Below are 18246 nucleotides of genomic sequence, written 5' to 3'. Positions count from 1 at the left end.
TGTTGCCGGTGTATCCGGACTGAGAGTTGTCCTTGGCGTTGGTGGGCTGCCACTTCAGGACGATGTCCAGGGCACCGTCACCGTCGAGATCACCGACGGAGGCGTCATTGGCCTCGTAGGTGTACGACACCCCGTCGGGTGTCCTCCCACCGGCGGGCGGGCTGATCGGCACGTCCTTGTAGCCGGTGCGGAACTGGACGGCGTGGACCGAGTCGCCCTGCTCCACGCCGTTGACGACCGCGCGGACCGTGTAGTCGGCGTGCGAGGGGGCGCCGGAGTGGAAGTAGTTCGTGGAGCCGGTGATGGGGGTGGAGTTGACCTTCGTTCCGGCCCGGTAGACGTTGAAGGACACGTTGTCCGGGTCGGTGCCGAGCCAGCGCCAGCTGATCAGGTTTCCGCTGCCGGTGTGGACGCTGACGACGCCGCGGTCGAGCTTCTCGACCTGCCTAGCGGTCGCGGCCTCGGCGGTGTCGGTGACGAGCGTGGTCAGTCCGGCGCCGGTCAGGGCCGCCGCGGCGACGAGCGCCGTGAGCAGGACGCGGCGTCTGCGGTGCCTGTGCGGGTGCTTCACGTGACGGACCTCCTGGGAGGACGGGCGGGTTCCGCCTCTCAGTCGCCGCCGGCGGCACGGGGGTTGCCGTATCTCTCGGCGAGTTCGGCGGCGGTCCGGGCGATCCGCGCGCGCAGCGCGGCCGGGGCCAGCACCTCGATGCCCGTGCCGAGCCGCAGGAACTCGGCGTGGGCGTGGTCGACGGACTCGATGGGGACCGTGGCCCGCGTCCAGCCGTCCTCGTCCATGCGTCCGGTGCGCCGCACCGCCTCCCCCGCGGGCCCGGTGAGCGTCGTGCCGGGAGCCAGCCGTACCACCGCCTCGGCGCGGTACAGACGCCCGTGGAAGTCGCGCTGGTACGCCCGCCAGTACGCGGCCAGATCGAAGCCGTCCGGACGGGTGAACTCCTCCTCGCGGGGCGTGAGGTCGAGGATCTGGTCGACGCGGTAGGTGCGCGGGCCGGGTCCGGCGACGACGTACCAGCGGCCCGCTTTCAGGACCAGCCCGTACGGCTCCAGGCGACGCGCCACGTCGGTGGGCTCGCGCCAGCGACGGTATACGACATCCAGCACACGGTTGTTCCAGACCGCGTCGGCGACGGCGGGCAGGTACGGGGCGTCGTCGGTGTCCGTGTACCAGCCGGGCGCGTCGAGGTGGAAACGGCCGCTGATCCGGTCGGCGTGGGTGCGCAGCTCCGCCGGCAGGGCGGCGCGCACCTTGAGCTGGGCCGCGGCGAGGACGGAGCCGAGGCCGAGCTGGGCGGCGGCGCCGGGCGCGCCGGCGAGGAACAGGGCCTCGGCCTCGCCGGCGGTGAGGCCGGTGAGGCGGGTGCGGTAGCCGTCGAGGAGGCGGTAGCCGCCCGCGTGCCCCGCGTCGCCGTACAGCGGGACCCCGGCGGCGCCGAGTGCCTCCACGTCCCGGTAGACCGTACGCACCGACACCTCCAGTTCCTCGGCGAGCTGGGCGGCGGTCATGCGGCCGCGGGTCTGGAGCAGCAGGAGGATCGAGACGAGTCGGCTGGACTTCACTGCCACAGGATGTCAGTGAAGTGCTCCTAACGTCCCGGCATGGCTTTCACGGAGAAACTGTCGACCGTGCCACCTCCCGTCGAGGTGGCGGGCCGGTGGGTCAAGCGCTACCACGTCACCGCCGACCCGGGGGATATCGCACCCGACATACAGGAGGCTGCATACAGGATCCTGCCGACCCTTCTCCCGGAGCCGGACGCCACTCCCCCGGCGACGTTCGTCGTCCTGCACCGGGGCGGTGACGGCAGCGCCTACCTGAACGCGTACAGCTGGGTGTGGGACAACGTCCTGCACTTCCGCGGGGCCGCGGCGGGCCAGCCGGTCCTCGGCTGCCCGGACCGCGATCCCACCCACTTCGTCACGCCCGGCCTTCCGTGGATCGGATGCGTCTGGGAGCTGCCGCCGATCCTGCACGAACGCGACGCCTGGGTGCGGCACATGCTCGCCCCCGGCACCCCCGACCTCCCGGCCTACCTGGCCGACTCCCTGCCCGAAGGAACCACCGGAGACCGCCCATGAGCAGCCCGCACGACTTCGACTTCTTCCACGGCGAGTGGCACGTCCGCAACCGCCGCCGCACCGACTTCCTCGACCCGGACAGCGCGTGGGAGGAGTTCCCGGCCACCAGCCGCTGCTGGCCTCTCTTCGACGGGGCCGCCAACATCGACGAGATGGACATGCCGCACCTGGGAACGAAGGGCCTGACGCTGCGGCTGTTCGATCCCGTCGCCGAGGAATGGTCGCTGAACTGGGCCTCCAGCCGCACCGGCACGCTGTTCCCGCCGGTCGTCGGCCGGTTCGAGAACGGCCGGGGCGAGTTCCACGGCGACGACACCCACGACGGGAAGGACGTACGGGTGCGGTTCGTGTGGTCGGGGACGACGGACACCTTCGCCCGCTGGGAGCAGGCGTTCTCCGTCGACGGCGGGGACACCTGGCTGACCAACTGGATCATGGAGTTCACGCGCCCTGACGGCCCGGCCGGGGATCCACCGGCTTCCGGAACGCCCTGAGCGTGAAGACGGGGTCGGGGCGGGGCCGGTCCTGGTCGGGCAGTTCGGCGAGCCGCGCGGCGAACCGGTCGGCGAGCGGGCCATCGGGCGGCAGCGTCATGAACCAGCCGCGCCGCAGGTCAGCGATCGTGCGGCGCGGGCTGCGGCCCTGCCCGTGTCCCCGGAAGCGGGCCTGCCCGGCCGGGACCAGGCCGTGGTCACGGGCGTACGACTCGACGGCCGCCGCGGCGTCCCGGACCGGGCTCGGCGGCCGGGAGGCGAGGACGACATCGATGTCACTGCCGACGTTGTGGGACAGGCCCTTGTCGACCGTGGTGACGTAGACCCCGCCGGGCCGCAGTACCCGGGCGCACTCGCCGACGATGGTCCGCACGTCCTCGGGGCTGCCCGCGAGGTGCAGCAGCCACACGCTGCTGACGGCGTCGAACTCCGCGTCCCGGAAGGGCAGACACCGGCTGTCGGCGCGCAGCACGGCACCGGGCAGACGGGCGGCGGCCTGCCGGGTCATGGCGGGGGCGAGGTCGACGCCGGTCACCCGCACGCCGTCCCGCCCGGCCACGAGCCGCCGGGTCACGATGCCGGTGCCGCAGCCGACGTCCAGCAGGCTGCGCGCGCCTTGCGGCACCAGGCTCAGCACGGCCTCGGCGGCGGCCGCGGCCCGGGGCTCGCCGCCGCGCGAGGCGTCGTAGCGCTCCGCTTCCTTGTCGTAGTCCAGCACGCGCCTCAGTGTGCCCCGTGTCCCGGGGCCAGGTCCTCCACCCTGCGGGCGAGCTCGAAATCCTTCTCCGTGACGGCGCCGCCCGCGCTGTGCGTGTGCACGGACAGGGAGACGGTGTTGTAGCCGAGGGTGAGGTCGGAGTGGTGGTCGAGCTCCTCCTGGACCTGGGCGATGTGCACGACCATCGCGGTCGCCGCGAAGTGCGAGCCGAGCCGGTAGGAGCGGGTGAGGCGGTCCCCGTCGAGCGACCAGCCCGGCAGCTCGGCCAGCCGGTCCTCGATCTCCTTGTGGGACAGCGGTTCGACGGGCATGGGCTGCGCTCCTTCCCTCGTGCGACCTGGCGCGGGTGCTCCTTCAGCGTGCCACAGCGGGCGCGTCGAGGCCCTGGGCAGGGACGGCGCCTCCCCGGTTCGGCCACTTCTCGACTACGGTCCTGGCATGACCACTCCCGCCTCCTCCGCCGTCTCCACCGCCCAGGGTGTGGGCCCGCTGCTGCGGGCCTGGCGGGAGCGGCGCCGGGTCAGTCAGCTGGAGCTGGCGCTGCGCGCCGACTCCTCCGCCCGGCACATCAGCTTCATCGAGACGGGCCGTTCCCGACCGAGCGAGGAGATGGTGCTGCGGCTGGCCGAGCACCTGGACGTGCCCGTCCGGGAGCGCAACGCGCTGCTGCTCGCGGCCGGTTACGCCCCGCGCTACCCGGAGACCCCGCTGGACGATCCGGCGCTGGGCGCGCTGCGCGAGGGCATCGAGCGGCTGATCAGCGGCTACGAGCCCTATCCGGCGCTGGTCGTGGACGCCACGTACAACGTCGTGGCGGCCAACCGGGGCGTCATGATGCTGCTCGACGGGATCCCGGAGCAGCTGCTCACGCCGCCGCTGAACGCGATGCGACTCACCCTGCACCCGCGGGGCCTGGCGCCCCGCATCCGCAACCTGCGCGAGTGGCGCGGCCACCTGCTGGCACAGATGGAGCGGCAGATCGCGCTGCACCGCTCGGCGCCGCTGCGCGCGCTGTACGAGGAGGTGGCGGCGTACCCCGTGCCGGAGGCGGGGCCCGGGCAGGCGGACGAACCCGCCGATCCGGTGCCGTACTTCGCGCTGCCGATGCATATCGAGCACGAGGGCCGGACGCTGTCCTTCATCTCCTCGATCTCCACCTTCAACACGCCGATGGACGTGACCGTCGCCGAGCTGGCCATCGAGACGTTGCTCCCGGCCGACCCGGCGACGGTGAAGTACCTTCAGTCGCTCATGGCCTGACGGGCCCTCAGGGCCGTGTACTGGAGGACCGCGAACCCTGCCACGGTCAGCGCCTGGAGCACCGTCCAGACCGCACCCGCCGTGCTCGGCGTGAGCCACAGCGCGAGGGCGACACAACTCACCGCCGCCCAGGCGAGGTTGGACTCGACGACGACGCGCACACCGAGCGCCGACGGCCGGCGCCGCGAGGCCAGCAGGCCCACACCCGCCGCGAACACCGCGAGGAACACGCCGAGTTCGAGCAACAGGGTGCCGTCGACGTCGAAGAGCCGTCCGAGCGGGCCGGAGAGGGCGAGGTAGGCGAGCGCGTTGGCGCCGGTCACCACCGCGTCCAGCGCCAGGAAGCGGCGCAGCATCGACTGCGGCTCGGAGGTACGGGCGAGCGCGGCAAGCTGGGTCGCGGACATGGTGAATCACCCTCCGTCGGGTTCGGGTTCGGCGTCGGCCTTGGGGCCGGGGCACGAGAGCGGGAACCGGATCCCGGGCCGGAGTGCGCCGGCCCGGAACCCGATGGCTCCACGATCCCGTCCGGGCCTGGGCCGGGTCGATTACCCAAGGGGTAATGCCGTAGGTAATGCCGTGGGGGCACGTGGTCGGCCGGATCTGGGCCGTCAGCGGTGACAGGGGGCGGCCCCGCAACGTGCAGGGCGCGCAAAACAACCCTTCCGTGCGCCGAGCGGCTCCTCGACCGTCACGCAGGGCCCGCGGGACTGGTTCCTTCCCTCCCACCCCGTGAGACTGTCGGCGGAACATGACAGACTGATCGCATGCTTCGGCGCGTTGGGGAGGCGTGGCGTGAGTGATCGGCGGGCCGCGCCCACTGTGGGCCAGGTGGTGCTGGGAAAGCGGCTGCAGGAGCTGAGGGAGGCGGCGGGCCTCGGGCGTGAGGAGGCCGCCCGGGTCCTCAGGGTCGCCCCCGCGACGGTCAGGCGGATGGAGACGGCCGAGGTCGCGCTGAAGATCCCGTACGTGCAGATCCTGCTGACCGCGTACGGGGTGCCCGACGACGAGGTCGCCGCGTTCGTCGACCTCGCCGAGGAGGCGAACCGGCCGGGCTGGTGGCAGCGGTACCACGACGTGCTGCCGGACTGGTTCAGCCTGTACGTGAGCCTGGAGGGTGCCGCCCGGATCATCCGCTCGTACGAGCCGCACTTCGTGCCCGGCCTGCTGCAGACCGAGGACTACGCGCGAGCCGTCATGGAGGCCGGGACGATCGGCACCGCGGGCCCGGAGACGGTCGAGCGGCATGTGTCGCTGCGCATGGAGCGGCAGCGGCTGCTGGAGCGCCCGAATCCGCCCCACCTGTGGGTGATCATGGATGAGACGGTCCTGCGCCGCCCGGTGAGCGTGGACGGTCAGGTCATGCGTGACCAGCTCGACAAGCTGCTGGAGTACGCGGCGCGTGACCGCGTCACGCTCCAGGTCGCCGAGTTCCGGGACGGCCCGCATCCGGGGACGTACGCGCCGTTCTCGCTGTTCCGGTTCGCCGAGCCGGAGCTGCCCGACATGGTCTTCACGGAGTACCTGACGGGAGCGCTGTACCTGGACTCCCGCAGGGAGGTCTCGGCGCACCTGGAGGTCCTGGATCACATGACGGCACGCGCCGCCTCCACCCAGCGCACGGAGAAGCTCCTGCGGGAGTACCGCGAAACCTTCTGAGGCGTGTGCGGCAACCTCCGGGCCGTGGGCGGCGTCTTCCCGACGACCCGACCGTTCTCGTCCTGGGCGACCAGCCGTCCCCTTTCCCGGGCGAACACCCGTTCCTCGCCCCGTACAGCGAACTTCGAGGACAAGACAGCGCATGACCGGATCCGACGCCGTGTCCGCCGGCATCGACACCAGCCGGCCGCATCCCGCCCGGGTCTACGACTGGTGGCTGGGCGGCAAGGACAACTACCCGGTGGACGAGGAGCTGGCGCGGAAGATCCTCGCCGTGGACAGCACCGTGCTGCGCGGGGCGCGCGCCAACCGCCGGTTCATGCACCGGGCCGTGCGCACCGCCGCCGAGGCCGGGATTCGCCAGTTCCTGGACATCGGCACGGGCATCCCGACTGAACCGAACCTGCACCAGGTGGCGCAGACGGTCGCCCCGGAGTCCAAGGTCGTGTACGCGGACAACGATCCGATCGTCCTCAGGCACGCCGAGGCGCTGTTGCACGGCACCGCCGAGGGCAGCACCGATTACGTGCACGCCGACGTCCGCGACATCGACATCCTGCTGCGCCGGGCCGGCGAGGTGCTGGACTTCGGGAAGCCCGTCGCGCTGTCGCTGGTCGCGCTGACCCACTACCTGGGCGACGACCCCGACGGCGACGACGTGTACGGCCTGCTGAAGAGGTACGTCGCCGCGCTCGCTCCCGGCAGTTGCCTGATCCTGTCCCAGGTCACCCCGGACCTCAGCCCGGAGGCGATCGAGCAGGCCGCGAACCACTTCCGGCGCAGCGGCACCCCCTTCCACCCGCGCTCGCTCGCCGGGTTCTCCCGCTTCTTCGAGGGGCTGGAGCTGCTGGGTCCCGGTGTGATCCCGGTCCACGGGTGGCGGCCGGAGGCCGAGGACGTGGCGGCCCAGGCGGAGGGCATCGTCCCGGTGTACGCGGGTGTGGCCCGCAAACCCTGACCGCACGAGGGGCCCGTCCTGACCGTACGGGGGGGCTCACGAGGCCTCACCGTACGAGGGGCCCCTGACCGTACGAGGGGCCCGCAAGACCCCTGACCGTACGGGCCGGTGGCGGCCCACTGACCCGTACGGGCCCCGTCGGCGGGTGCGCTCCGCTGTCCGCCCCTAGCGTCGGAGCGGAGGCGAGGCAGGGGAGCGCACGCGAAGGAGGCCCGATGCCCGGCTTCGAAGTGCTGTACCAGGCGGCCGCGCTGTGTCTGATGTACCCCGGCGAGGACTTCCGCGCCCGGCTGCCGCTGCTGCGCGAAGCCGCCCCGCAGCTGCGGGAGTTCACCGATCACGCGGCCGTCACCCCGGCCGGGGAGCTGGCCGCGCACTATGGGGAGGTCTTCGCAGCGGACAACGGCCCAAGCCTGTACCTGAGCGCGTGGCGCGGCGGCGACTCGCGGCCGCAGGCCTCGTTCAGGGAGCCGTACCGGGCCCACGGCCTGGAGTTCACCGGGGAGGAGCCGCCCGACTTCCTGCCCGCGGTGCTGGAGTTGGCGGCCCGCACCGGCGACACCGACCTGCTGACCGAGCACCGCGACGGCCTGGAGCGCCTGCACTCCCGGCTCGTCGGCATCGGCACACCGTACGCGTCCGTCCTCGACGCGGTGTGCGCGACTCTGCCGGCCGTACGCACGGAACCCCGGGCGGCCCCGCCCGGACGCTAGGCCCTGTCGTCGAACTCCCGCCTGCTCCGCGACGCCATGCACGCACTCTCACCGCACCGGGGGCCCGGCCCAAGTACATCCAGTACGTGGGCCAGGGCCCGGCACGCCGAAAGCACGCACCTGACGCCGCAAAGCCCGTCCTCCAGGCGGACGACGGGAGTTTGACGAAGGGCGGCCTAGGCCGCCCCGCCCTTCGAGCCCTTGTCGTCCTTCTCCTCGTCGACGATCTCCGCGTCGACCACACTCTCCTCGTCCTGCGGGGGCGAGGAGGCGGAGGCCTCTTCGGTGGGGGGCTGCTGGGTCTGGGCCTGGGCGTACATCGCCTGGCCCATCTTCTGGCTGACGGAGGCGAGTTTCTCGATGCCTGCGCGCAGTGCGGCCGTGTCGGCCTGCTGCTCCAGCTGGTTCTTCAGCTCGGCGACGGCGGCCTCGACCTCCGACCTGGTGTCGGCCGGGACCTTGTCGCCGTTGTCCCGGACGAACTTCTCGGTCTGGTAGACGAGTTGCTCGGCCTGGTTGCGGGTCTCGGCGGCCTCGCGGCGCCTGCGGTCCTCCTCCGCGTACTGCTCGGCGTCCCGCATCATGCGGTCGATGTCGTCCTTCGGCAGGGCCGAGCCGCCGGTGACGGTCATCTTCTGCTCGCGGCCGGTCGCCAGGTCCTTCGCGGAGACGTGCATGATGCCGTTGGCGTCGATGTCGAACGCCACCTCGATCTGCGGGACGCCGCGCGGTGCGGGCGGCAGGCCGGTGAGGTCGAAGACGCCCAGCTTCTTGTTGTAGGCGGCGATCTCGCGTTCGCCCTGGTAGACCTGGATGCCGACCGAGGGCTGGTTGTCGGTGGCCGTCGTGAAGATCTCCGAACGCCGGGTCGGGATGGTCGTGTTGCGTTCGATGAGCTTGGTCATGATGCCGCCCTTGGTCTCGATGCCCAGGGACAGCGGGGTGACGTCGAGCAGCAGCACGTCCTTGACGTCGCCGCGCAGGACGCCCGCCTGGAGTGCGGCGCCGACGGCCACGACCTCGTCCGGGTTGACGCCCTTGTGCGGGTCCTTGCCGGTGAGGTCCTTCACCAGGTCGGTGACGGCGGGCATGCGGGTGGATCCGCCGACGAGGATCACGTGGTCGACCACGGAGAGCTCGATGCCGGCGTCCCGGACCGCCTGGTGGAAGGGCTTCGTGCAGCGGTCGAGGAGGTCGGCGGTGAGCTCCTGGAACTGGGCGCGGGTCAGCTTCTCGTCGAGGTGGAGGGGCCCTTCGGCGGAGGCCGTGATGTAGGGCAGGTTGATCGTGGTCTCGGTCGACGAGGACAACTCGATCTTGGCCTTCTCGGCGCCCTCGCGCAGCCGCTGCACGGCCATCTTGTCGGTCCCGAGATCGATGCCGTACTGCCCCTTGAAGCGCTTGACGAGGTGGTCGACGATCCGCTGGTCCCAGTCGTCACCGCCGAGGTGGGTGTCACCGTTGGTGGCCTTCACCTCGATGACGCCCTCGCCCATCTCCAGCAGGGAGACGTCGAAGGTGCCGCCGCCCAGGTCGAAGACGAGGACCGTCTGGTCGTTCTCCTTGTCCAGCCCGTACGCCAGCGCCGCCGCCGTCGGCTCGTTGATGATCCGCAGGACCTTCAGGCCCGCGATCTCACCGGCCTCCTTGGTCGCCTGCCGCTGGGCGTCGTCGAAGTAGGCGGGCACGGTGATCACGGCATCCGTGACGTCCTCGCCCAGATACGCCTCCGCGTCCCGCTTCAGCTTCTGCAGCACACGCGCGGAGATCTCCTGCGCGGTGTACCGCCTGCCGTCGATGGAGCCCTGGTCCGGGAAGCGCCAGGGTGCGTCGCCCATGTGGCGTTTGACCGAGCGGGCAGTGCGCTCCACGTTCGTCACGGCCTGCCGTTTCGCCACCTCACCGACCAGCACCTCGCCGTTCTTCGCGAACGCCACGACCGAGGGAGTGGTCCGCTGGCCCTCCGCGTTGGCGATGACGGTGGGCTCACCGCCCTCCAGCACGGCCACCACCGAGTTCGTCGTCCCGAGATCGATTCCGACCGCACGTCCCATCGCTGTCCCCTTCCGCCAGGGCACCTCCGGAACTCCAGCACAAAACTTGAGTGGCCCGTTGTCAATCCCTTGAGTGGGTTCTTGTCAACGAGAGGGGTGTCCGAGGGGGCGCATGGAAGGGGCGCGCGGGTCCGGTGGCTGCCCGCGCAGGTCCACGGCGCGCCGGGGGCGGTCGGTGACGAGCACGTCCACGCGGTCGTCGGTGAGGAAGGCCCGCATCAGCGCGTCGTCGTTGACGGTCCACACCAGGGTGAACAGGCCGCCGCGGGCGGCCTCGCGCAGCACGGTGGCGCGCGCGAGCCGATGGTGCACGGCCACCCCGTGGGCGCCGCAGGCGCGGACCCGGCGCATGGGCAGCAGCTCGCTCAGCCGGGTCCCCGGCAGCCGGGCCGGCCCCAGCTCCCTGCGGTCCCGGCCCAGGGACAGCGCGGTGCGCACGCCCGGGAAGGCCCGGGTGACCGCGGCGACGGAACGGTCCTCCAGGCTCGTGGCGACGAAGCCGTCGACGCCGAGCAGGGCGATCGCGCGGTCGATCACGTCCCGCTCGTACCCGGCCTCCTTCAGGTCCAGGTGGCCCAGCAGCTTCCCGGCGATCAGCTCCATGACCTCGTCGACGACGGCCACGGGGTATCCGGCGTGCTCGCACAGTTCGGCGTAGGTGAGCGTGGACAGCAGTGGCCCGGTGTGCCGGACGCGCGGGTCGTGGTGGACGACGAGGACGCCGTCCGCGGTGCGCCGGACGTCGAACTCGACGTACTCCGCGCCGGAGTGCAGGGCGTCCTCGTACGCCTTCCAGGTGGCGGGGCGAACGCGTTCTGCTCCTCCCTGGTGGGCGGACACGGCGGGTCGCGTCATGGGTCAACTCCCGGAGGAAGGGCGTGGTGCGGGCACGGGAACGGGGTCGTCGCCGGGCGGCGGAGCGGGCGTCGGTGGTCGGTGACGAGGTGAGGCGCTCGACCATGCGGGCGGCGATCAGCAGGCTGCCGCCGTGGGCCTCGACGCCGAAGGCCGGATCGAGCGGGAGCTCGTCGACGCCCGCCGAGAGGCGGGAGATGAGCGGCACGGCGGGCGTCGTCCGTGGCCTGCGGCGGCCGCTGCCGCAACCGGCCGCAGAGAAAGCCGAGTGGGGCACGTACGCGCGGCCGAAGGCGAGCGGGCGGGGCGGGGCGAGCCGTTCGGCGAGCGCCGCCGGCGGCAGCGCTGCCGCCCGTCGCCCGCCCGTCGCCCGACCGATGCCGACGGAGAGCTTCGTCCCGGTCCCGGGCATACCCGTGCCCTGGGGCCGACGACATCGCGCAGGCCGCCCGGGGGGATGGGCGGCCTGCGCGACGTGGCGGGTGACGGGCCGGTCGTCAGGCGAGCTTCGCCGTCAGCGTGATCGGTACGGCCTTGAGGGCCTGGCTGACCGGGCAGTTGACCTTGGCGTCCTCGGCGGCGGCGAGGAAGGCGGCCTCGTCCATGCCGGGCACGGTGCCCTCGACGGTGATGTGGATGCCGGTGATGCCCTCACCGGGCTGGAAGGTGACGTCGGCGGAGGTCGTCAGCCTGGCCGGCGGGTTGCCCGCCTTGTCGAGGATGTTGGAGAAGGCCATGGAGAAGCAGCTGGCGTGGGCGGCAGCGATCAGCTCCTCCGGGCTGGTCTTGCCGTTCGCCTCCTCGGTGCGTGCCGCCCAGGTCACCGGCTGCTCGGCGAGGATGCCGGAGGAGTCGAAGGTGACGACGCCGCTGCCCTTGAACAGGTTGCCTTCCCAAACGGTGTGTGCGGAGCGCGTGGCTGCCATGACGCATCCTTTCGGATTTCCGGCTGTACGTGGTCATCGGTTCCCGTGTCCGGGTTCCTGGCCCCCATCCGATCACACTCCGGCTCAGCTCACCCGGAAGACGGGTCCTCTCGCGGTGAACGGCAGCCACGCGCCCCGCGGGATCAGATAGGCGTGCTCGCGCCGCACCCGCAGCACGTCGCACCAGCCGTCGGTGATGACGAGGAGCGGCGCGCCCGGAGGGAAGTCGCCGGCGCGGTGCAGCAGGTCGATACCGGGCTGGAGCACCGTGCCGCCGCGTCCGTGGACGCGGACCTTCCCGGCGATCTCCGTGACCGGCAGATAGCCCGCGTCGTGCGGGGCCGCGTCGCAGAACACGACCCGGGCGGCGGGTACGTCGCGGGCCTCGGCGTAGGAGGCGATGGCGCCGAGCGCCTTGCCGAGCAGGCCCCGGTTCACGGAGCCGGAGGTGTCCAGGACCACGCCGAAGGTGCAGCGGGCGACCTCCTCGGGCGGGAAGTACCGCCCGGCGCGCGGAATGCCGGGGGTGGCGGCCTGGCGGCGCGAGGGGCGGGCGTACGACCGTACGGGCTCGGGGCGGGGCACGAACTCGTCGAACCAGCGGGCCAGCCGGGCGTCCCACGGCAGCGGGGGATGGCTGAGCGCGCGGATCTCCTCGACCAGGCCGCCGGGCAGGAAGCCGCGCTCCTGCCGCTGGTGCAGGTCCAGGCCGTGGGCGAGGCCGCGGCGGTAGAACCCGTCGAGGTCGACGTGGTCGCGGGGGCTGCCGAGCGGGCCGCCGAGGATGTCGCCGGCGCCCTTGCCGCGCAGGGTGGCAAGGCGCCGCATGCGGCGCAGGTCGCCGGCGATGCGGTCGTAGACCTCCTCCGCGGACAGGCCGGCGAGCTCCGGGTCGTACAGCAGCCCGTCGGGCATGGTGCCGACCTGCATCTCGCGCAGCCAGCCGTTGATGACGTAGTCGCAGGCGATGTTGAACAGGTACGGGTCGCGGGTACCGCAGCGGTCGCCGTGGCGCAGGGCGGCGTGCAGCATCTCGTGGGCGAGGATGAACCGCCACTCCTCGTCCTCGAACTGGCGGACGGGGTTGATGTAGATCTCGCCCGCCTCCGCGTTGACGGCGGCGACGGAGATGCCGTGGGCGCGGGCCAGTTCGGCGTCGGCGACCAGGGTGATGCCGACCGCGATGCCGCCGAGCAGGGGGTAGGAGGAGACGAACCAGCTCAGGGCCCGCTCCCAGGGGCGCAGCCGGGTGGGTTCGCCGGACATGGAGTCGCGGCGGCCACCGGCCATGTCCAGGGCGGTGGACATGGTGCGGGTCAGGGCGTGCGCGAACGACAGCTGCCAGTCGGGGATCTGCCCGCTCCAGCGGGCCCACGGCACGAGCAGCTGATCGGGTTCGCCGCCCGCCGTGCCGCAGCGCTCGTAGGCGGCCGGGATGCCGTCCCGGCGCCAGCGGGCGGCGAGCTGCTCCTCGTCGCCGTCGGGGTAGGACGCGGGCAGGTCGTCCGGGGGGCTGCCGACCGGGAGGGTCTGCAGGAAGCGGTTGACGACGACGCAGCGGGCGGCGAGGTCGTACCGGTCGGGCTGTACGCGGGGGCCGGCCGCCGCGGGGACGTGGCCGAAGCCGAGGTGGATGAGGGCGTGGGCGACGGCCCACGCCCACTGGGCGGGTGCCGCGAGGCGGGTGGCGTGCAGGTGGAGGCGGCCGTTGGAATCGATGCGGACCAGTCCGTGCCGGGGTCCTGCGTCGCAGTCCTCGGAGCGGCAGGTCGTGGCCTCCAGCGCCGCCAGCGCGGGGTTGGCCCACACCATCCGCAGGCCGTCGGCGCACGCCTCCGTCGCGGGGTCCGGCTTCTTCTTCCGGGCGCGGCTCACCGCCGGGCCTCCACCAGGCGGGGCATGTCGCGGGCCGCCTCGATGAGGAACCAGGCGGGCAGTACCGGGTTGCCGTCGGCGTCGGAGGCGATGACGCTCTGGGCGACCTCGACGGAGATCTCGGCGAGCTGCACGAGCAGCGACTTGGCGCGGTACGCGGTCTGCCGGCCGCTCGCCGACATGTGCTCCTTGGAGGCGGGCAGTTCCTTGATGAGCCGCCGCGGAAGGACTCGGCGAGGTAGTACAGCAGGTCGCGGTCCTGAAGGCGGTGCGGCCAGCGGGCGTCTCCCTTGAGGATGGCCTCGATGCCGTACCGGCTACGGACGATCTTGACGTAGCCGCAGAAGGCCGTCGCGTGCGCCGGCGTGAGCGTGCCGTGGGCGAGGACCTTCAGGGTCTCCTCGTCGAGGCCCTGCCCGAAGGAGTGCAGCGCGTCGGAGAGCATGTGCCAGGAGCGGGGCGTGGAGAACGGCTCCTCGGTCTTCGGCGGCTTGGACCACAGGTGGTCGGGCCGGTCGGTGAGGTGGTCCAGGATCCACGGGTGGATGCCGTTGTTCGCGGCCCAGGTCAGCCAGTCCTTGGGGGAGGCCTCCAGGTGCACGTGGGTGAGGCGGTTGACGAGCGCGGAGGCGATCGGGCGGGCGAGGGCGTTGTCGGTGGCGCGGTTCCCGGCGCCGATGACGATCGAGCCCTCGGGCAGCTCGTAGGTGCCGATACGGCGGTCCAGGATCAGCGAGTAGAACGCCTTCTGCACATCCGGTGTGGCCGCGTTCAGCTCGTCCAGGAACAGGCAGTACGGCTCGTCACGGGCGATGGCCTCCGGCGGGCAGAACACGGACCGCCCGTCGCGGATCTGCGGGACGCCGATCAGGTCCTCCGGGGCGAGCTGGGTGCCCAGCAGGCTCACGCACTCCAGTCCCAGCGACTCGGCGAACTCCCGTACCAGGGAGGACTTCCCGATGCCGGGGGCGCCCCAGAGGAAGACCGGCCGGACGGTCGCGAGACCGAGCAGCAGCTCCGGGACGCGGGCGGGAGTGACGGTGACGGCGGCCTGCAACGCAGGGGCTCCTTGCGGTGGTTCGGGAAGGATGTGCCCGACCAGTGTGTGCGTACGGCCCCGAACACGCAGCCGATTTTCAGGCCGCGCGCTCCTGGGAGGCCTCCTGCTCGGCGGTCAGCGGCACCTGGGGGCCGCCCGACTCCAGCAGCCAGCGGCTCAGCACCTGGTGGACGTGCTCGGCACCGGACAGTTCCCCGCCCTCGTCGACCGGCGCGGACAGCGCCAGGGGCGACAGCAGGAAGGGTCTGGTCTGGGCACCGCCGAGGCCGCCGTGCGAGCCGATCTGCTCCTCGAAGGACAGGACCTCGCCGTCGGCCGGGTCGTAGAAGGAGTTGACCATGATGTCGGCGGTGTGCGGGAAGGTGTGCGTGCGGCGCACGACGTCGGCGGCGCCCGGCCCGAAGGGCGCGAGCGGGCCCGGGTTCTCGTCGAGCTCGTCCAGGGGGATCTCGGCGCCGTACGCGCCGAGGACGACACCGCCGTGCCGTTCGCTGCCCACCAGCAGGAAGCCGATCCCGGGGTGGTTGGCGAGCGTCGGCAGCAGGGCGGGGTGCCGGGCGTCGATCTCCTCCTTGCTCATGCGGTGCGGCACGTCCGGGAAGGAGACCAGGCCCAGGTTGCCGGAGGCCAGCACGATCGGCTCCGAGCGGCGCGCGGGGCGGTGCTGCTCGCCGGCCTCCTCGACGGGGATGCGCAGGGCGGCGCGGACGGCGGCGCGGGCCTCCGCATCGCTGCGGGTGCGCCGCGCCCGGCGCGGCACGGGCAGCCCGCAGCCGGCCCGCACCAGGTCGCCGAGGGTGAGGCCGTAGCGGGCGCGGAAGGTCTCGCCGGGGCTCTGGCCGTGGTCGGACAGCACCACGATCCGGTAGGGGCGCGGGGCGTGTTCGACGATCTTCTCGACCAGGGCGAGGGAGCGGTCGAGGCGTTCGAGGACCTTCTCGGCGTCGCGGCTGAACGGCCCGGAGTGGTGGGCGACCTCGTCGTAGGCCACCAGGTCGGCGTAGACGGCGGTGCGTCCGGCGAGCATGTCGCCCATCACGGCGGCGACGACGACGTCCCGTTCGACGACGGTCGCGAAGGCCCGCACGAGGGGGTAGAGGCCGCCGCGGCTCACGCGCGGGCGCTGCTTGCGCAGCCGGGCGCGGGTGGACTGGCCGATCTCGCGGCCCACCTCGGCGACGAAGGACAGGGCGGTGCGCACGGCGTTGGCCGGGTCGGAGAAGTAGGCGAAGTAGCCGGCGCGGGAACGGTGCTCGCGGCCGCGGCGACGGGCGGCGATGGACAGCACGAGGGCCTGTTCGCCGGCGCCGCCGCTGAAGAGGTTGCCGCGGCTGGCGCCGTCGACGGCGAGCAGGCCGTCGTGGCCGGCCTGCTTGGTGGCGCGGCGCTGGAGTGCGGCGGCGCTGGTCGGGCGGTTGCAGACCACCACCTCCCGGCTGTCCTTCTCGTACCAGCGGAACGCCGGGACGTCGAAGTTGCTGCCGTGCAGGATGCCGAGCTGGCTGGCGCCGGTCTGGCTGGACCAGTCGGTGCGCCACTCGGTGAGCCGGTGGGTGGGGCGCTGTCCGTCGCCGGTGCCGAGCCATCGGGCGACGGTGGGCATCAGGCCCTTGCCGACGGCGTCGGTGAGCACGTCGTGGCCGACGCCGTCGAGTTGCAGGAAGACCGTGCCGTGCGTGGCGGGGCAGGGCGGGCCGGCGCCGCGGCGCCGGTCGGCGAGGCGGTACAGGCGGCGCCGGTAGGCGTCGTCGTCGCGCACGGCCAGGGCGGCGCCGGTCGCGGAGGCGACGGCGGACATCACGGCGGCGACCACCACCGCGGTCTCCCAGGCGGCGCCGCCGCGCTCGGCGGGGTTCAGGCGCAGGGCGAGCAGCAGCAGGGCGCCGTTGAGGAAGAACACCAGCAGCCCGAGCACCAGAGCCGGTACGAGCAGCAGGAGGCGGACGAGCAGCGGCCACACCAGGGCCGACAGCAGACCGAAGGCGCCGGCGCCGGACGCGGCGGTGACCGCGATGTCGGTGGCGCTGTCGCCGTCGGCGGAGCGCAGCCGGAACTCGGGCAGGATCCCGGCGAGCACGAGCATGGTGACGGTGGAGACCGCCCACACGGCGACGCTCCGCCCGATCTGACTGGCGACCCGCCGCCACCGTCCGCCGTGCACGCACACCCCTCATGTCCCGGCCCGTCGTCGGTGCGGGCCCTCACCTACCCTGACACAACGGCCGGGCCGGGCCCTTCGTCCCCCGGGCCGCCTGTGGGCCGGGGGCGGCCCGGGGGGTGTCCCCCTGAATGTGCCGACGACGTGAAGACACGCCTAGCGCCCGTCGTAGCCCGCCGTCGGCATCGACAGCCGCCGGTGCACACAGGCCTTCATCGCCGCGTCGTACGACGGCTCGGCGTGCCCGACCGTCTCGATCCGCACCCCGCGCCGGGCGCACTCGGCGGTGAACTCCTCGACGGACGTGAGCGCGCTCTCCAGCACCCGGCGGCTCGGGGCGACGAACACGTCCACACCCGGCCGCACCCCGTCCCACAGCGCACCGTGGTCGGGACGCAGGCCCCGCACCAGCAGCTCCCGGCTGACGACATAGCCCCGCTCGGCGGCCCAGCGGGCGCACATGGCGTGCTGGCTGCGGGAGTCCACCAGGAACGGATCGGCGTCCAGCTCCTCCAGCGGCGTCAGGCTCGCGATCGCCGTCACCCGGACCGGCCCCATGGCGTCCCCCTCACCTCCGGTTTTCGCCGCCGACCCTACTCCTGCCCGTAGGCTTCGGGGAGTCGCGCGAAGGAGGCAAAGAGGTGCCGGTGGAGATCACCTGGTGGGGTCACGCGACGTGCGCGGTGCGGGATTCGAACGTACGCGTCCTCACCGATCCGCTGTTCGCGCGCCGGCTCGCGCATCTGCGGCGCCGGCGCGGCGCCCTGCCGCCCCCCGACGCCCGGCACGCGGACGTCGCGCTGGTCTCCCATCTGCACGCCGACCATCTGCACGTGCCGTCGCTGGCCCGGCTCGCGCCGGGCACGCGCCTGCTCGTGCCCCGGGGCGCGCTCCGGGCGGTGCCGGGGCTGCGCCGGCTCACACATGTGCGGGTGAGCGAGGTGGTTCCCGGGGACGAGAGGCGGGTCGGCGACCTCCTGATACGGGCGGTGCCCGCGCGGCACGACGGGCGGCGACTGCCGTTCGGCCCGCACCGCTCCCCCGCCCTCGGCTATGTCGTCGAGGGCGAGGCCCGCACCTACTTCGCCGGGGACACCGGCCTGTTCGACGACATGGCCAAAGAGGTCGGGCCCATCGACGTGGCGCTGCTGCCGGTGGGCGGCTGGGGGCCGTACCTGGGCGAGGGGCATCTGGACGCGGGGCGGGCGGCCCAGGCGCTGGCCCGGCTGGCGCCGCGCAGTGCGGTGCCGGTGCACTACGGCACGTACTGGCCGATCGGGATGGACGCCGTGCGCCCCCACGAGTTCCATGCGCCGGGCGACGAGTTCGTGCGCCTGGCCGCCGAGCACGCGCCGGGCGTGACGGTGCACCGGCTGGGGCACGGGGAGAGCGTGCGCCTGGAGGTCGCGCGGTGACCTG

18 protein-coding genes and 1 pseudogene are annotated in these 18246 nt (G+C 72.8%); 7 read left to right on the top strand and 12 right to left on the bottom strand.

Annotated elements, in window-relative coordinates; genetic code table 11:
• The coding region (locus ACYVMZ_RS35545; RefSeq protein WP_461087005.1) for a rhamnogalacturonan endolyase family protein at window positions 1-571 on the bottom strand (571 nt) is incomplete at its 3' end.
• Window positions 572-609: 38 nt separating this feature from the next.
• Window positions 610-1578 (bottom strand): helix-turn-helix transcriptional regulator, encoded by a 969-nt coding sequence (locus ACYVMZ_RS35540; RefSeq protein WP_461087004.1) that lies wholly within the window; start codon window positions 1576-1578, stop codon window positions 610-612.
• A gap of 39 nt (window positions 1579-1617) precedes the next feature.
• Here ACYVMZ_RS35540 and ACYVMZ_RS35535 point away from each other — a divergent pair, with 39 nt between their 5' ends.
• Both ACYVMZ_RS35535 and ACYVMZ_RS35530 read left to right on the top strand, forming a co-directional pair.
• Window positions 1618-2097, top strand: a complete 480-nt coding sequence (locus ACYVMZ_RS35535; protein ID WP_461087003.1) for a hypothetical protein — start codon at window positions 1618-1620, stop codon at window positions 2095-2097.
• On the top strand, window positions 2094-2591 hold the full coding sequence (locus tag ACYVMZ_RS35530) for a hypothetical protein (protein WP_461087002.1): 498 nt from the start codon (window positions 2094-2096) through the stop codon (window positions 2589-2591). The genes ACYVMZ_RS35535 and ACYVMZ_RS35530 overlap by 4 nt, the downstream gene beginning before the upstream one ends.
• Here the strand turns inward: ACYVMZ_RS35530 and ACYVMZ_RS35525 are convergent.
• Together ACYVMZ_RS35525 and ACYVMZ_RS35520 are read right to left on the bottom strand one after the other, a co-directional pair.
• The gene (locus ACYVMZ_RS35525; RefSeq protein WP_461087001.1) at window positions 2539-3309 is read right to left on the bottom strand and encodes a class I SAM-dependent methyltransferase; all 771 of its coding nucleotides are present in this window, start codon (window positions 3307-3309) and stop codon (window positions 2539-2541) included. The genes ACYVMZ_RS35530 and ACYVMZ_RS35525 overlap by 53 nt on opposite strands.
• Window positions 3310-3314: 5 nt before the next feature.
• Window positions 3315-3620, bottom strand: coding sequence for a 4a-hydroxytetrahydrobiopterin dehydratase (locus ACYVMZ_RS35520; protein ID WP_461087000.1), 306 nt, complete (start codon window positions 3618-3620; stop codon window positions 3315-3317).
• A 127-nt stretch (window positions 3621-3747) separates the two neighbouring features.
• On the opposite strand from ACYVMZ_RS35520, the gene ACYVMZ_RS35515 reads away from it, so the two are divergent.
• A complete protein-coding gene (locus tag ACYVMZ_RS35515) occupies window positions 3748-4569 on the top strand; it encodes a helix-turn-helix domain-containing protein (protein WP_461086999.1) in 822 nt (273 codons plus the stop codon).
• On the opposite strand, the gene ACYVMZ_RS35510 is transcribed toward ACYVMZ_RS35515, so the two are convergent.
• On the bottom strand, window positions 4551-4976 hold the full coding sequence (locus tag ACYVMZ_RS35510; protein WP_461086998.1) for a hypothetical protein: 426 nt from the start codon (window positions 4974-4976) through the stop codon (window positions 4551-4553). The genes ACYVMZ_RS35515 and ACYVMZ_RS35510 overlap by 19 nt on opposite strands.
• A 388-nt stretch (window positions 4977-5364) precedes the next feature.
• Between ACYVMZ_RS35510 and ACYVMZ_RS35505 the strand changes: the two genes are divergently transcribed.
• The 3 genes from ACYVMZ_RS35505 (at window position 5365) to ACYVMZ_RS35495 (ending at window position 7899) form a co-directional block, all read left to right on the top strand.
• Window positions 5365-6228 carry a helix-turn-helix domain-containing protein gene (locus ACYVMZ_RS35505; RefSeq protein WP_461086997.1) on the top strand — a complete coding sequence of 288 codons (864 nt, stop codon included), beginning with the start codon at window positions 5365-5367 and terminating at the stop codon, window positions 6226-6228.
• 142 nt (window positions 6229-6370) lie between these two features.
• Window positions 6371-7186: an SAM-dependent methyltransferase gene (locus tag ACYVMZ_RS35500; protein WP_461086996.1), complete on the top strand. Its 816-nt coding sequence runs from the start codon at window positions 6371-6373 to the stop codon at window positions 7184-7186.
• A gap of 215 nt (window positions 7187-7401) precedes the next feature.
• A complete protein-coding gene (locus tag ACYVMZ_RS35495; protein WP_461086995.1) occupies window positions 7402-7899 on the top strand; it encodes a nitrate reductase molybdenum cofactor assembly chaperone in 498 nt (165 codons plus the stop codon).
• 176 nt (window positions 7900-8075) lie between these two features.
• Here the strand turns inward: ACYVMZ_RS35495 and dnaK are convergent, their stop codons facing one another.
• The 7 genes and pseudogenes from dnaK to ACYVMZ_RS35460 form a co-directional block, all read right to left on the bottom strand.
• A complete protein-coding gene (gene dnaK, locus ACYVMZ_RS35490) occupies window positions 8076-9953 on the bottom strand; it encodes a molecular chaperone DnaK (protein ID WP_461086994.1) in 1878 nt (625 codons plus the stop codon).
• Between the two features lie 84 nt (window positions 9954-10037).
• Window positions 10038-10808 carry a glycerophosphodiester phosphodiesterase family protein gene (locus tag ACYVMZ_RS35485; protein WP_461086993.1) on the bottom strand — a complete coding sequence of 257 codons (771 nt, stop codon included), beginning with the start codon at window positions 10806-10808 and terminating at the stop codon, window positions 10038-10040.
• Window positions 10809-11305: 497 nt separating this feature from the next.
• Entirely contained in the window at window positions 11306-11734 is a 429-nt protein-coding gene (locus ACYVMZ_RS35480) for an OsmC family peroxiredoxin (protein WP_461086992.1), read from the bottom strand.
• Between the two features lie 84 nt (window positions 11735-11818).
• Entirely contained in the window at window positions 11819-13609 is a 1791-nt protein-coding gene (locus ACYVMZ_RS35475; protein ID WP_461086991.1) for a vWA domain-containing protein, read from the bottom strand.
• Window positions 13606-14666, bottom strand: a pseudogene (locus ACYVMZ_RS35470) (ATP-binding protein). The gene ACYVMZ_RS35475 and the pseudogene ACYVMZ_RS35470 overlap by 4 nt, the downstream one beginning before the upstream one ends.
• A 79-nt stretch (window positions 14667-14745) precedes the next feature.
• Window positions 14746-16830: a phage holin family protein gene (locus ACYVMZ_RS35465; protein WP_461086990.1), complete on the bottom strand. Its 2085-nt coding sequence runs from the start codon at window positions 16828-16830 to the stop codon at window positions 14746-14748.
• 153 nt (window positions 16831-16983) lie between these two features.
• Window positions 16984-17385 carry a hypothetical protein gene (locus ACYVMZ_RS35460; protein WP_461086989.1) on the bottom strand — a complete coding sequence of 134 codons (402 nt, stop codon included), beginning with the start codon at window positions 17383-17385 and terminating at the stop codon, window positions 16984-16986.
• An 83-nt stretch (window positions 17386-17468) separates the two neighbouring features.
• On the opposite strand from ACYVMZ_RS35460, the gene ACYVMZ_RS35455 reads away from it, so the two are divergent.
• Window positions 17469-18242 (top strand): MBL fold metallo-hydrolase, encoded by a 774-nt coding sequence (locus ACYVMZ_RS35455; RefSeq protein WP_461086988.1) that lies wholly within the window; start codon window positions 17469-17471, stop codon window positions 18240-18242.
• The last annotated feature ends 4 nt before the right edge of the window (window positions 18243-18246 follow it).

It is taken from the genome of Streptomyces deserti, assembly GCF_054782695.1.
This window is presented reverse-complemented; position numbering and strand designations above follow the sequence as displayed.

What these genes read in the sequence shown, in the direction of transcription:
- ACYVMZ_RS35530 (WP_461087002.1), top strand. Translation starts at nt 2,094, where the DNA reads ATGAGCAGCCCGCACGACTTCGACTTCTTCCACGGCGAGTGGCACGTC.
- ACYVMZ_RS35520 (WP_461087000.1), bottom strand. Translation starts at nt 3,620, where the DNA reads ATGCCCGTCGAACCGCTGTCCCACAAGGAGATCGAGGACCGGCTGGCC.
- ACYVMZ_RS35500 (WP_461086996.1), top strand. Translation starts at nt 6,371, where the DNA reads ATGACCGGATCCGACGCCGTGTCCGCCGGCATCGACACCAGCCGGCCG.
- ACYVMZ_RS35515 (WP_461086999.1), top strand. Translation starts at nt 3,748, where the DNA reads ATGACCACTCCCGCCTCCTCCGCCGTCTCCACCGCCCAGGGTGTGGGC.
- ACYVMZ_RS35460 (WP_461086989.1), bottom strand. Translation starts at nt 17,385, where the DNA reads ATGGGGCCGGTCCGGGTGACGGCGATCGCGAGCCTGACGCCGCTGGAG.
- ACYVMZ_RS35495 (WP_461086995.1), top strand. Translation starts at nt 7,402, where the DNA reads ATGCCCGGCTTCGAAGTGCTGTACCAGGCGGCCGCGCTGTGTCTGATG.
- ACYVMZ_RS35510 (WP_461086998.1), bottom strand. Translation starts at nt 4,976, where the DNA reads ATGTCCGCGACCCAGCTTGCCGCGCTCGCCCGTACCTCCGAGCCGCAG.
- ACYVMZ_RS35480 (WP_461086992.1), bottom strand. Translation starts at nt 11,734, where the DNA reads ATGGCAGCCACGCGCTCCGCACACACCGTTTGGGAAGGCAACCTGTTC.
- dnaK (WP_461086994.1), bottom strand. Translation starts at nt 9,953, where the DNA reads ATGGGACGTGCGGTCGGAATCGATCTCGGGACGACGAACTCGGTGGTG.
- ACYVMZ_RS35535 (WP_461087003.1), top strand. Translation starts at nt 1,618, where the DNA reads ATGGCTTTCACGGAGAAACTGTCGACCGTGCCACCTCCCGTCGAGGTG.
- ACYVMZ_RS35485 (WP_461086993.1), bottom strand. Translation starts at nt 10,808, where the DNA reads ATGACGCGACCCGCCGTGTCCGCCCACCAGGGAGGAGCAGAACGCGTT.